The sequence below is a fragment of the Suttonella ornithocola genome, from assembly GCF_001889065.1.
GTDB lineage: Bacteria > Pseudomonadota > Gammaproteobacteria > Cardiobacteriales > Cardiobacteriaceae > Suttonella_A > Suttonella_A ornithocola.
This window is the reverse complement of sequence record NZ_LWHB01000053.1, coordinates 1-12,971: the sequence shown is the minus strand read 5'-3', so window position 1 is coordinate 12,971 and position 12,971 is coordinate 1. Positions and strand designations below refer to the sequence as shown.

The following is a 12,971-nucleotide window of genomic DNA, read 5'->3' as shown; positions in this document are numbered from 1 at the left end:
AGAATTGTTTGCCTTACGCTTATATGATGGTTCTATTAACAGCGATATTTTCTCTCATTGGGTGAGAGAAGCATGTTACCTGAGTTACCTAAAAACAGTGTAATTGTCATGGACAATGCCGCTTTTCATAAACGCAGTGATATTCAAGCAATCATTGAAGAGCATGGGCATGAGATAGTTTGGTTACCCCCTTATAGTCCAGACTTAAATCCCATTGAAAAGATGTGGGCTTGGATTAAGCAAATACGCAAAGAATGGCGGATGGATTGTATTGATACTTTATTCTTTTATCTGCTTTGGATTGGGTTGAGTTTTAGATGATTGCACTATAGTGTCTAAGATAGATGAATAAAGTAAGCACACATACTATTACTGGAATAGCGATCTGAGACCTTTGCAAAATTCCGTTTTACACTAATTTTTGCTACTAGTAGAAAATAACACTATTGTTTTAATGTGTTTTTAAAATTTAACAAATTGAAATTTTTCTATTTTATGTTTTTTTGCAAAGGTCTTGATCTAATTTCTGTAACTCTTTTATTAGCCTTTAACTATAGCCTTAGCGCTGAAGTTATAAAAATATTTTTTATTATATTTTTTCTAAATGCTTGTAAAAATTGAAATATTATTCTATCTTATTTATTTATTTATTTATTTATTTATTTATTTATGTTAAAAATAATACAGGACTAAAAGTTATTGGAATGAAGTGTAGCTGTAATTTTGGTAACTTTATAAAGCCAAGGAGGTAGCAAACCATTTTAACAATAGATGGAAGTGTAATCTTCCATACTATTGTATGTTTAATTTTAGCCGAAGGACTATTAGTGAAAAAATACTTATTAGGGTTATTATGCTTTTCTTTGATAGGGTGCGAACAAATTCATAATTTGTTCTCTAAGCAGAAAAAAGAAGAGACCAGTTTTCCACCAACTGCGGTGGGTGTATTAATTAGCGGAACAGCAAACCCATTTTTTGCTGAAGCTTATCAAAGCTTTCAAAATTATGGGAAAGCAATTCCAGAGTTAACAGTATTGGCTGCTGATGCAGAAAATAATCAAGAAATTCAGTTTACTGAACTTGATAAGATGTTAAATGAAGGTGTTCAAGCCATTATTATCAATATGGTAGATGTTAAGCAAGCGGATAAAGTTATTGAAAAACTTCGATCAAGAGAAATTCCTGTCGTTTTTTATAACCGTAGTCCAGCACAAAATGTTTTATTCTCCTATGATAAAGCGGTTTTTCTAGACGGTGATGCTGTACAAGGGGGAGTATTGCAGGGATTGGATGTTCTTCAACAATGGAAACAGCATCCAGAATGGGATAAGAATAAAGATGGGGTGATTCAATTTGCAATGTTAACAGGGATTGAAGGAAATCCTAGTGCTATTGCTCGTACAAAATGGTCTATTGGTACGATGAGTAGCTATCCAGAATTAGCGCATAAGACTCAACAAATAGCTTTGGAATCAGCTTCATTTAGAGCCAATATAGCAAATGAAATTACCCGTTCTTGGATTGAGCAAGGTTTAATTCAAGATATTGAGGTGATTTTAGCGAATAACGATACAATGGCAATTGGTGCATTAGAGGCACTAAAGCAAGCAGGGATAAAAAAACCTGTTTTTGGAATTGATGCTACACCGCAAGCTTTAGCTTTATTAAAATCAGGAGAATTGGCTGGAACCGTTCTAAATGATGCTAAAACACAAGCAGAGGTCGCTTTGCAAGTAGTAGCAAATCTTGCGCATAATCATCGGGCTACTGAAGGGATAGATTATAAGATGGAATATCAAACTATCTTGATTCCTTATCACTTAATCGATAATAAATAGGGGAGAATACATCATGGCAGAATTGGCTTTAAATGCTGAGCAGCAAAAAAAACGATTTGAATGGGCATCTAGCTTAAAAAAGTATCAAGAAATTATTATTTCAATTGTTTTATTCCTTATTTTTAACTTATCAATTCTTTTACTCAACTATTATCAATCTTTTAAAGTCGCAGATTCTGCAAACGCTATTAATATTGCTTCTCAGCAATCTGGTCTCATTCAAGATATTGCGAAAAATTTAACGGATATTAGCCTAGCTATTGCTAATAAGGATGAAGATAGAATTGATACTCAGGAATTAAAAAAAGAGATTTTTAAACAATTTAATGCACTTTCAGCTTCAAAAAAACGTTTTGGTGAAGTATTGGATGTACTTCAAAATGGAGGGAGCTTATTCAGTTTAGATGGAGAACAACTTAAAGTTGCTGCTATTGAAATTCCCTCTGCAAGAAAGAATTTAGAGCGAGTACGAGAAATATGGATGCCTTTCCAAGGGATGATTGATCATTTTATTAACGATTATCAAAATAACAATATTCAATCTAATGTAGTGACCTTTGCAACAGATTATGCGCGTATTTATACCACTCGCTTATTATTAGAATTAGATGATGTTTCTACTGCATTACAAGTGCAAGCAGAAAGTCAGGCAAAATTTATTCAGTTAATTCAAATTATTGGTATTATTATTGCGTTATCTATTTTCTTTTTCATTGTTTTTAGATCATTAAGAGCTTTGTTGCAATCAGATGTAGCATTAGCAAAATCGCGGCGCGAAACTACAGAAATTATGGATACAATTACAGAAGGCTTATTCTTGATTGATGAAAATTATGTTATTGGCGAGCAGCAGTCGCGTAAGTTAAGAGATATTTTCCCAATTAGAAATCTTACGGGAAGAAAGCTTGATGATGTTTTACATGATTTAATTGGCGAAACCGATATTATTAATGTTCGCCGTTTTATTAAACAACTCTTTAATCGCAAAACACGGGAAAATTTGATTGGAGATTTAAATCCGCTTCGTCGATTAGTGATTAAAGATAATAATGATGAATCAGAGCGTTATTTAAGATTCAACTTTACGCGTTCTTATGAAGGGAAAAAAATAGTTCATGCACTGGTTAGCATCTCTGATATTACAGAGTCCGTAGAGATGGAGCAAAGATTAGAAAAAGAGCGTAAGCAAAATGAAGCTCAATTTGATATGTTAATGAAATTATTAAAAATTGAACCGAATATTCTAGCGAGCTTTATGAAAAATGCAGAACGTATGTCTGATAAAATCAATGAAATTTTACAGAAAAAAGGTAATACGCTAGATATCTTAGAGAAGAAAAATCAAATGATTTTCCGTGAAGTTCACAGTTTTAAAGGTGAAGCTTCAGCATTACAACTGACAGGGTTTGTAGATATTGCTGAAGAAATGGAAAATCATTTAAAACTCCTCAGCAATAAACCCAATATTACGGGTAATGACTTCTTGAGAATAACGATTTTACTAGAAGAATTTTTCCGTTTGACAACTGAGCTAAATGGAATTCGTACTCGTCTTTTAGATATGCATTTTTCAGTAGGTAATAATGCTCAAAGTAATGCGAATAGTTTGGAAATAACACTTAAGAACTTTGCTCAACAAATTGCTGAGCGTAACCATAAAAAAGTTAAAATTACTATCCAAGGATTTGAAAATGTTTTATTTTCAGATGATGTACAGCATCGTTTGAAGGAAATTATTATTCAAATGCTACGCAATGCGATTGTTCATGGTATAGAAATTCCTCAAGAGCGGATAGCAAAAGGAAAAGAAGAAATAGGTCATATCATAATTTCTTTGACGGAAAAAGCTGATAGTTATCAGGTTACAATACAAGATGACGGTGCAGGAATTGATAAAGAAGCTATTAGAGCAAGACTTATTGAAAAAGGCATCTGTAGCCCAATAGCAGCAGAAAATTTAGATGAAAAGACTTTATTTCGTGCCATCTTTTTACCTGGTTTTTCAACTCAAGTAGAGAGTACAGAGGATGCGGGTCGTGGCGTAGGTATGGATGTTGTGAAAGACCGCATAAAATCGTTGGGTGGTAAAATGCAAATTCAGTCAAAAACTGGAGAATGTACGCGTTTTGATTTTATGTTCCCTTCAGCATGATTTTGATAATTAATAGAGAGTGATTATGTATCGTTTAATGATTGTTGATGATTCAATGATTATTCGTAATCGAATTAGCCGAACAACAGAAGAGCAGTTTTCAGTGGTTTGTATGGCTAAAAATGGTAAAGAAGCTATAGATCTTTGTAAAAAATATCAACCAGATATTGTAACTATAGATTTAACTATGCCAGAAATGGATGGAATAGAAACAATTCCGAAGTTATTAGAAGTTCATCCTTCCGTACAAATTTTAGTGGTTTCTGCCCTTAATGATGAGGCGACAGGATTGGAAGCATTAGAATTAGGCGCTAGCGGATTTTTAACTAAACCTTTTACAGAAAATGGTTTGTTAAAAGCATTAAATGAAATAGTTGAGTTTATCGAGGAAGAAGATTGATAGAAATGTAAATGTTATCAGTTTTATTACTTGTTTATAAAAAACCCTCTCTCAGAGAGGGTTTTTTATGATTGGATAATTAATTTGATTGGAGTAGGAATAGCTAATTGTTGGCGTTCGGTGGCGGTAGTGTCTCGCTGTTTGTCAGTCGGTGGAGAATGTGTTTGTGCCGGATAGATATGTAGATGCAAGGTATAGTGGGTAAAGTGATGCGTATGTTCTAAAGGGGGGTGTTCGCTAATTTGAAGGTGATGTTCTTCGGCATATTGATGTAGTGCAGATAAGGACTCAAACCATGGAAATGCCCAAAGGTTACCCCAAATGCCTTTTTCTGGTCGTTTTTCTAAGCGGATACGGTTATCCGTGGTCGTAATGAATAGGAAATAACCTTCTTTTTCAGGTTTGGGTTGTTTTTGGCGTTTCTCAGGATAGGCGGTGGGTTGTCCCGCTAAATAGGCTCGACAATCTGTTGCGACAGGGCATCGCTCGCATTTTGGTTGACCACGCGTACAGATTAAGCTTCCTAAATCCATAAGTCCTTGTGTGTAGGCTTGGATATCTTGAGGGTTATCAGGAAGGAGATTTTCTGCAAGGCGCCATAAAGCAGGCGTTTTTTGAGGATTGACTTCGCCTTTTATGGCTTGATGTCGCGAGAGAACGCGTTTGACGTTACCGTCAAAAATGGCTTCTTTTTGTCCGTAGGCAAAAGCACAGATAGCTGCGGCAGTGGTTCGCCCAATTCCTTTTAAGGTTTCTAATGTTTTGCGTGTGCGGGGAAATTCTCCGGCATATTGGTCGCGAATTTGTTGTGCAGCATGGTGTAAATTGCGAGCGCGAGCGTAGTAACCGAGTCCTGACCATAGCGCAAGAATGTTATCTTGTTTGGCATTGGCTAAATCAATAACGGTTGGGTAATGCTCAATAAAACGTAAGTAATAAGGGATAACGGTGGTTACTTGCGTTTGTTGGAGCATAATTTCTGAGAGCCACACGCGGTAAGGGTCATTGGTTTGCCAAGGTAGGTGATGTCGACCGTGTTGTCGTTGCCAATGGATGAGTCTTTGTGCAAAAGTTGTCATTAAAAATGTCCTTGATAGAGGATGAATATAGCAACAATGGCAATGAGTAATCCGGCTAAGTTAATTCGGCTGATTTTTTCACGGAAGAAAGTTAATCCGATAAGGGTTGCTAAAACGATAACGCCGATATTCATGAGCGTAAAGATGGTTGCTGTTTGTTGCGCAAGGGCTTGGTGGGCGCGAATATAGGTATAAATATTGCCAAAGTTGAGTATGCCGAGTAGTCCGCCAATGAGTAAGGAAGAAAAATGAAAGTTGCTCTTTTGCGCTAATAGATAAATTAGCATCAGCCCAGTCGCAATAGTGAAAATAATGAATAAAGCGCTATAAGTCGCGATGCCTTGTTTGGAAAGGATTTTAAGTAATATGTCGATAATGCCGTAACCTAACCAAACTGCAAATAACCATAAGCTACCACCGGATTGGATTTGAAATTCGCCTTTTTTAAAGAGCAAGCAAAAGAGTGCAAGAAAGGCTAATCCAATCCCAATCAGTTTGGCAGTAGTCGGTTGATCATGAAATAAGTAAAAGGCAGCAATGCTACTAATCAAGAGAGATAAGCGTTGTGCGGCATCGGTTCTAACGATACCGTTATATTGAATGGCTTTACCTAAGGTAATAAAAATACTGGGCAGTAAAATACCGAGTGAGAGAAATAGCCACCAATGAGAGAGATAGGTTTCAGGCTGTCCTAGCTGTGGATGAATAATAAAGTAGGTTAATAAAGCTGCAATGGGATAGTTGGCAAAAACAATTTGTGAAAGCGATAACTGATGATGACGAGCTATTTTGAGCAATACAGAGGCAGCAACGCTAAAACAAATGCTAAAAAATAGATAGTTCATAGTTGAATAAGTCCACAATACAATAAAATCTTTTATCTTTTTCAGAATAGATACTTTGAAAAGAGGGTGTTAAGGTATTTTTGTGTTAATTTCGTTGATTGAAAAAGGGGTTAATTCTTAACCCCTTAAATTAGTTTGCTTTGATGCTTTGTGATTAGTCATTACGTTGCTTGATAATTTCTACCCAGTAGCCATCAGGGTCATAAACGAACGCAATATCGCGCATTCTGCCATCTTCAGGACGCTTTTTAAAAGGAATGTTATTTTTATCTAACCATGCAATTGCCGCATCAAAGTTTGGGACGCTAATTGCGATATGACCATAACCGCCAGTTTCGCCATTACCTGTGTGATAAGAAAAGTCTGATTGTTTTTCAGTTCCCCAGTTGTGAGTCAGTTCTAAAACACCTTGACGAGTGGCTAGCCAATGGCGTTTTTCTGCTTCGTCTTCTGGCACCATTTCATTTGGTGCTAAATAAGTGAGAAAACAAAGGCTAAACTCTCCATTATCGTAATCGTTTAATCGAACAACACTCATGCCTAATGCACCTGTATAGAATTCTAAGGATTTGTCTAAGTTTTTAACGCGTAGCATAGTATGTGCGAAAGCAAATCCTTGCGTTTCTGGCGCTGGTGTATGAATACTGTCTTGATGCTTCATTGTTTTTCCTCTTTAAAAATTCTCCTTTATTATAACGAGCAGATAATCAATCCGCATAGTATGGATAAAAGGCAATGGATAAGAAAGATTGTAAAAAGCAATATGAAATAGTGTTAAAAAAATCGTTAACAGATGAGCAGCGCTTGCAAGGTTGGCAAGCGGTTGCTCATCAGCAAGGATTAAGCGGAGAGTATGCACTCGCTGCGCGTTTGGGTGAGAAAGGTTTTGATGAAGAGCGAGCGGAGATGGTTGCTAATTTATTCGGTCGGTAATAGGGCGGTATTTTGCTAAGGATATGCTAATTCACTCGCTAAAAATATCTGATTGATTTATTGAGAAATTAAGCGGTAAATATTCTTGATTTGCGTGTTAATCGGTAGTTTCGTAAATAATTTTTGATAACAATTTCATTTTTTGATGTGAAACTGTTGGCTAAATTAAACTGAGACCTTTGCAAAATTCCGTTTTACACTAATTTTTGTTACTAGTAGAAAAATTAACACATGATTTTAATATATTTTCAAAATTTGAAAAATTGAAATTTCTCTATTCTATGTTTTTTGCAAAGGTCTCAAACTGTCTATCGTCTCTAGAATTCCAGATGTAAGTATTAAATAATAAGGAATAGCTATTGTTTTTAAAGCGTATTTCGTTTTTAATAGTCTTTGCAAATTAAAAGCAAAAACTGGAGGAAAAATGAAAAAGACTTTTTTAGCAACTTTGGTGGTTACTGCAATGACAGCAAATGCAAATACTTATCCCGATTTGCCAAAAGGATTTAAAGATGGTGGAGGGGCATTGATTGGAGATGTTGTCTATGTTGGGCTAGGATCTTTAGGGGAAGACTTTTATGCCCTGAATCTCGCTCAAGATAAGGCAGATTGGGAAAAGCTTCCTAGCTTTCCGGGGGGAGAGCGTAGTCAACCAGTAATTGCAGCAGATAATGGGCAACTATATGTATTTGGTGGTTTGCAAAAAAATGAAAAAGGTGAGCTACAGTTGGTCAATGATGCTTATGTTTATCAGCCTGCTGAGAAAACTTGGAAAAAATTGCTTACCCGCTCTCCTTTAGGTTTGGTTGGAACCGTCGCTGCGACAAAAGGAGATAAGATTTATTTTATTGGTGGGTCTAATCTTTCTATTTTTAATGGTTATTTCCAAGACTACACGGCAGCTGGTAAAGATGAGGCTAAGCAAAAGTCTGTAATGACAGCGTATTTTAATCAGCGACCACAAGATTATTTTTTTAATACGCAGTTGTTTAGTTATGAACCTTCGCAAAACCGTTGGTATAACGAAGGTGCATTACCTTTTTCAGGCAGAGCTGGTGCAGCTGTTGCCGCTGAAGGCGATACTTTAATTGTTGCTAATGGAGAGGTTAAGCCTGGACTTAGAACCGCAGAAGCAGCACGTGCAACTTTTACAGATAAAGGTATTTCTTGGCAAGCATTACCTAACTTACCGAATTCAGCAACAGATGTTCCACAAGAAGGTCTAGCCGGTGCTTATTCAGGTTTTTCAAATGATTATTACTTAATTGCTGGTGGGGCTAATTTTCCCGGTGCACGACAACAATTTGAATCTGGGCAATTATAGTCAAATCATTTATAATCCAATCTATCCAAAGCAGATATAAAGAACGACTTATAGTAGAATTATCAAAAACAAACTGAGCATATCCTATGACCTACTGCAGCCAATTCCGACAAAAAATTCTTAACGATATTGCTAATGGAGAAACTTGGCGCGCTGTTGCAAAGCGCTACAAGATCAGCAAATTCACCGTCTATAGCTGGATTAAAAATCCCCATCCTAAAGGCTTTACTGAGCGTAAGCCCTCAAAGATTGATGATGAAGCCTTGCTTAAGGATATTGAGCAGTATCCTGATGATTACCAATGGGAAAGCGCTAGACGTTTTAATTGCTCGCAATCAGCGATTTGTTATGCTCTAAAGCGACTAAAGATAACGCATAAAAAAAGATTAACCAACATCCAAAAGCCGACACAGAGAAAAGAGAGCACTTTCAAGAACAAATAGTGGATAAGACCGCTCAAGACAAACCGATAGTCTATCTTGATGAATGTGGTTTTAAAACCTTTGCTCATAGACCTTATGGCTACAGCACAAAAGGAGAAGTTTGTCATGGAAGTGATAACTGGCATTTAAAGAACCAGAGCAATGCGATTGGAGCCATTATCAATGGAGAATTGTTTGCCTTACGCTTATATGATGGTTCTATTAACAGCGATATTTTCTCTCATTGGGTGAGAGAAGCACTGTTACCTGAGTTACCTAAAAACAGTGTAATTGTCATGGACAATGCCGCTTTTCATAAACGCAGTGATATTCAAGCAATCATTGAAGAGCATGGGCATGAAATAGTTTGGTTACCCCCTTATAGTCCAGACTTAAATCCCATTGAAAAGATGTGGGCTTGGATTAAGCAAATACGCAAAGAATGGCGGATGGATTGTATTGATACTTTATTCTTTTATCTGCTTTGGATTGGGTTGGGTTTTAGATGATTGCACTATAAATGATTTTAACGCACACATAAGAATATAAACCGCAGACAACACACTTTAGTGAAGTAAGGCAAATCAACGAACGATGTATGCGAATTAAAGATGTTTAGCTATAGTGAAAGGCTACTAGAATAGTTACAATGTTAAGATAGATGAATAAAGTAAGCACACATACTTTACTGGAATAGCGATCTAATTTCTGCAGCTCTTTTATTAGCCTTTTACTATATAGTGCAATCAGCCAAAAACAGAACATTATTTACCGCCAAGGTGCTAGTTAAGAGCGACAGACTATCCTATTTTTAGCTAATTCAACTATATGTTTTTTAGCGTTTGGTGATAAGTAATTTCACTATATCAATACTTTCGAGAGGCTTTCCGGTTGAATAAACCATCAAGAATGACCGTCGCAACACCAACTGTAATGCCAACATCAGCAATATTAAACGTCGGCCAATAATGGTTCTGATAATGCCATTGAATAAAATCAATCACATGACCATGAATTAAGCGGTCATAAAGATTGCCTACTGCACCGCCTAAAATTGCCGCATAGCCAATTCGGCTTAAAATGCTTAGCTTGTCCACCATGAGTGAATATAACAACCACAAAGAAACCACAACTGCCAAAGCCGCAAAAAACCAACGTTGCCAGCCATCTTGTCCTGCTAAAAAGCTAAACGCCGCACCGGGATTAAATGCCAATCGAAAATTCATCCAATCATTGACTTGAATACTGTGTTGCGAAAGCGTTGTCAACGCCCATTCTTTGCTGAAGTAATCGGCAGCAAACCACGCTGCTGCCATAATGAGGGAAAACAGTTTACTCATAGAAATTGACGCGTTTCGCCCTCTGTTTCGATATTTTCAATACAACGATGACAAAGCGTTGGATGTTCAGTATTTTCGCCGACTTCTGGTAACACATGCCAGCAACGTTCGCACTTAGCTCCTTCCGCTTTCATCACCGCTACTGAACGAGTTTCTCCTTGCTCAAAAGAAACCGCAGAAACAATAAAGCCAAACTTCAGCTCATCGCCAAACTTTTTCAATAGCGCATATTCATCCGCCGGAACGGTAAGCTTAATTACCGTTTCTAATCCAGAACCACAAACACCTTCATTACGTGCTTTTTCTAACGCTGCGTTAACCGTTTCACGAATTTCTAAAAAGCGTTGCCATTCCCACATAGCGAATTGGCTACCGTCTAGGCTAGGAAGTTGCTCATAGAAAGTTGTTAAAAAGACGGACTCTTCTCGCTCGCCAGGTAAATGCCGCCAAATTTCTTCTGCGGTGAAAGATAAAATCGGCGCCAACCAACGAACCATCGCTTCTAGAATATGATAAATCGCCGTTTGCGCGCTACGACGGGCAACAGCATTAGTCGCAACCGTATATTGGCGGTCTTTAATCACATCTAAATAGAAACTACCCATTGTCACAGAACAGAAATTAAACAATAGCTGATAAATCGTATGGAACTCATAATTCTCATACAGCTGCTTCAATTTGTCTTGTAACTCTGCTGCGGCAGCCATTGCATAGCGATCTAAAGCTACCATTTGCTCTACTGGTACTTGATGCACTTTCGGGTCAAAATCATGTAAATTTGCAAGTAAAAAGCGGCAAGTATTGCGAATTCGGCGATAAGCATCGGCACGCTGTTTCAAAATATTGTTAGACAAGCTCACTTCTGCTGAATAATCTGCGGATGATACCCATAAACGTAGAATATCCGCGCCCATTTGCTCAATAACGGCATTCGGTTCAACGACATTTCCCAAAGATTTACTCATCTTGCGCCCTTGTTCATCAACCGTAAATCCATGCGTCAATAAACCTTTATACGGCGGACGACCATCAATCGCACTACCCGTCAACAAAGAAGAGTGGAACCAACCTCTGTGTTGGTCAGAGCCTTCCAAATATAAATCGGCTGGATAACTCAACTCTGGTCGTTGACGAAGAACGGCAAAATGCGTTGTTCCGGAATCAAACCAAACATCTAATACATCATTCAGCTTTTCATAATTTGGTACATCTTCCGCCGGCACGAGTGCCTCTAACGGCAACTCAAACCATGCCTCAATACCACTTTCAGCAATCCTATCTGCTGCTTTATCCATAATATCGACAATATTAGGATGCAACTCACCCGTTTCTTTATGCACCACAAAACATAGCGGCACGCCCCAATAGCGTTGACGGGAAATACACCAATCTGGACGACCGGCAATCATATTGGTTAAACGAGGACGCCCCCACTCTGGAGTAAAACGTACATTTTCTAAACCGTTTAATGCCGTTTCGCGTAAATGGTTTTTATCCATACTGATAAACCATTGCGAAGTCGCGCGGAAAATTGTCGGAGTTTTATGCCGCCAACAATGCGGATAGCTGTGCGTAATCTTACTCACATTGACCAAACGATCTCGCGCGGTTAGCTCTTCAAGAATCTTAGGTTCTGCTTTATGAATATGCTCACCCGCAAATAAAGGCGTGTCGCTAGCGAATACGCCATTACCCATCACATAGCTCACCATTTCCAATTCTGGATAGCGACGAATGGCCTCAAAGTCTTCTACCCCGTGCGCGGGTGCGGTATGAACGGCACCTGTACCTGCATCAAGCGTAACATGCTCACCATTAATCACTAAAACATCACGCTCAATAAACGGATGCTTTAACCAAACTTTATCTAAATCCGCCCCTTTTGCACGCGCATGAATTGTCCAATCTGATTCTGATTTCCAACGTTCTTTTAGCGAAGGAATCAACTCCTCTGCCACAATAAAGAAACGCCCTTCTGTTTCTACTAACGCATAGTCAAACTCAGGATGCACAGATACCGCTACGTTTGCTGGCAACGTCCATGGTGTGGTTGTCCAAATAATCACATCCACCGCATCAGGACTGACTGTTGCATTCATCCGCTTCAGCAAATCAGCAACATCATTTACCGCAAAGCGAACATCAATAGAATAAGATTGCTTATCTTGATATTCCACTTCCGCTTCTGCTAAAGATGAACCGCATTCAAAACACCAGTTAATCGGCTTAAACCCTTGAACAACATGTCCACCTTTCACGATATCGCGCAATGCTCGCACAATACCGGCTTCCGTATCAAAATTCATGGTGAGATAAGGTTTATCCCAATAACCAAAAATCCCCATACGGATAAAGCCTGCTTTTTGAAGTTCCACTTGCTCTGCTGCAAAATTGCGACAAGCCGCACGAAATTCAGAAGCACTTACTTTAGGACCTGGCTTCCCAATTTTTTGCTCAACCTTTTGCTCAATCGGTAAACCATGACAATCCCAACCTGGCACATAAGGACTGTCATAGCCTAATAAATGACGCGATTTGGTAATAATATCTTTTAACGTTTTATTTAACGCATGTCCCACATGAATCAAACCATTTGCATACGGTGGACCATCATGCAAAATGTATTTTTCACGTCCTT

General features: G+C 38.0%; 12 protein-coding genes and 1 pseudogene. 8 read left to right on the top strand and 5 right to left on the bottom strand.

Annotated elements, in window-relative coordinates:
• The first annotated feature begins 72 nt into the window (after nucleotides 1–72).
• The 4 genes from A5N85_RS04415 to A5N85_RS04400 all read left to right on the top strand — a co-directional run bounded on the left by A5N85_RS04415 (nucleotide 73) and on the right by A5N85_RS04400 (nucleotide 4,390).
• Complete coding sequence (locus tag A5N85_RS04415; protein WP_143143179.1) at nucleotides 73–321, top strand: transposase; 249 nt, start codon at nucleotides 73–75, stop codon at nucleotides 319–321.
• Between the two features lie 506 nt (nucleotides 322–827).
• Entirely contained in the window at nucleotides 828–1,838 is a 1,011-nt protein-coding gene (locus A5N85_RS04410) for a galactose ABC transporter substrate-binding protein (protein ID WP_072576146.1), read from the top strand.
• A 13-nt stretch (nucleotides 1,839–1,851) separates the two neighbouring features.
• Complete coding sequence (locus tag A5N85_RS04405; RefSeq protein ID WP_072576145.1) at nucleotides 1,852–3,990, top strand: ATP-binding protein; 2,139 nt, start codon at nucleotides 1,852–1,854, stop codon at nucleotides 3,988–3,990.
• A gap of 25 nt (nucleotides 3,991–4,015) precedes the next feature.
• Entirely contained in the window at nucleotides 4,016–4,390 is a 375-nt protein-coding gene (locus A5N85_RS04400) for a response regulator transcription factor (RefSeq protein WP_072576144.1), read from the top strand.
• A gap of 65 nt (nucleotides 4,391–4,455) precedes the next feature.
• On the opposite strand, the gene mutY is transcribed toward A5N85_RS04400, so the two are convergent.
• The 3 genes from mutY to gloA all read right to left on the bottom strand — a co-directional run bounded on the left by mutY (nucleotide 4,456) and on the right by gloA (nucleotide 6,975).
• Nucleotides 4,456–5,469: an A/G-specific adenine glycosylase gene (gene mutY, locus A5N85_RS04395; protein ID WP_072576143.1), complete on the bottom strand. Its 1,014-nt coding sequence runs from the start codon at nucleotides 5,467–5,469 to the stop codon at nucleotides 4,456–4,458.
• Entirely contained in the window at nucleotides 5,469–6,314 is an 846-nt protein-coding gene (locus A5N85_RS04390) for a DMT family transporter (RefSeq protein ID WP_072576142.1), read from the bottom strand. Before A5N85_RS04390 ends, mutY begins: the two co-directional genes overlap by 1 nt.
• A gap of 154 nt (nucleotides 6,315–6,468) precedes the next feature.
• On the bottom strand, nucleotides 6,469–6,975 hold the full coding sequence (gloA, locus tag A5N85_RS04385; RefSeq protein ID WP_072576141.1) for a lactoylglutathione lyase: 507 nt from the start codon (nucleotides 6,973–6,975) through the stop codon (nucleotides 6,469–6,471).
• Between the two features lie 74 nt (nucleotides 6,976–7,049).
• Between gloA and A5N85_RS04380 the strand changes: the two genes are divergently transcribed.
• From A5N85_RS04380 to A5N85_RS04365, 4 genes and pseudogenes are all read left to right on the top strand, one after another.
• Nucleotides 7,050–7,247: a hypothetical protein gene (locus tag A5N85_RS04380; protein ID WP_072576140.1), complete on the top strand. Its 198-nt coding sequence runs from the start codon at nucleotides 7,050–7,052 to the stop codon at nucleotides 7,245–7,247.
• 424 nt (nucleotides 7,248–7,671) lie between these two features.
• Nucleotides 7,672–8,568, top strand: a pseudogene (locus A5N85_RS04375) (YjhT family mutarotase); the annotation flags it as partial.
• Between the two features lie 89 nt (nucleotides 8,569–8,657).
• Nucleotides 8,658–9,014, top strand: coding sequence for an IS630 transposase-related protein (locus A5N85_RS04370; protein ID WP_072576138.1), 357 nt, complete (start codon nucleotides 8,658–8,660; stop codon nucleotides 9,012–9,014).
• A complete protein-coding gene (locus A5N85_RS04365; protein ID WP_072576137.1) occupies nucleotides 9,014–9,502 on the top strand; it encodes an IS630 family transposase in 489 nt (162 codons plus the stop codon). The genes A5N85_RS04370 and A5N85_RS04365 overlap by 1 nt, the downstream gene beginning before the upstream one ends.
• 357 nt (nucleotides 9,503–9,859) lie before the next feature.
• Here A5N85_RS04365 and lspA read toward each other — a convergent pair whose 3' ends face one another.
• Together lspA and ileS are read right to left on the bottom strand one after the other, a co-directional pair.
• Complete coding sequence (lspA, locus tag A5N85_RS04360; RefSeq protein ID WP_072576136.1) at nucleotides 9,860–10,333, bottom strand: signal peptidase II; 474 nt, start codon at nucleotides 10,331–10,333, stop codon at nucleotides 9,860–9,862.
• Nucleotides 10,330–12,971, bottom strand: a 2,642-nt coding sequence (gene ileS / locus A5N85_RS04355) for an isoleucine--tRNA ligase (RefSeq protein WP_072576135.1), incomplete at its 5' end; no start/stop codon positions are given. The genes ileS and lspA, both read right to left, overlap by 4 nt.

What these genes read in the sequence shown, in the direction of transcription:
- A5N85_RS04405 (WP_072576145.1), top strand. Translation starts at nt 1,852, where the DNA reads ATGGCAGAATTGGCTTTAAATGCTGAGCAGCAAAAAAAACGATTTGAA.
- gloA (WP_072576141.1), bottom strand. Translation starts at nt 6,975, where the DNA reads ATGAAGCATCAAGACAGTATTCATACACCAGCGCCAGAAACGCAAGGA.
- A5N85_RS04400 (WP_072576144.1), top strand. Translation starts at nt 4,016, where the DNA reads ATGTATCGTTTAATGATTGTTGATGATTCAATGATTATTCGTAATCGA.
- A5N85_RS04380 (WP_072576140.1), top strand. Translation starts at nt 7,050, where the DNA reads ATGGATAAGAAAGATTGTAAAAAGCAATATGAAATAGTGTTAAAAAAA.
- lspA (WP_072576136.1), bottom strand. Translation starts at nt 10,333, where the DNA reads ATGAGTAAACTGTTTTCCCTCATTATGGCAGCAGCGTGGTTTGCTGCC.
- A5N85_RS04370 (WP_072576138.1), top strand. Translation starts at nt 8,658, where the DNA reads ATGACCTACTGCAGCCAATTCCGACAAAAAATTCTTAACGATATTGCT.
- A5N85_RS04415 (WP_143143179.1), top strand. Translation starts at nt 73, where the DNA reads ATGTTACCTGAGTTACCTAAAAACAGTGTAATTGTCATGGACAATGCC.
- mutY (WP_072576143.1), bottom strand. Translation starts at nt 5,469, where the DNA reads ATGACAACTTTTGCACAAAGACTCATCCATTGGCAACGACAACACGGT.
- A5N85_RS04390 (WP_072576142.1), bottom strand. Translation starts at nt 6,314, where the DNA reads ATGAACTATCTATTTTTTAGCATTTGTTTTAGCGTTGCTGCCTCTGTA.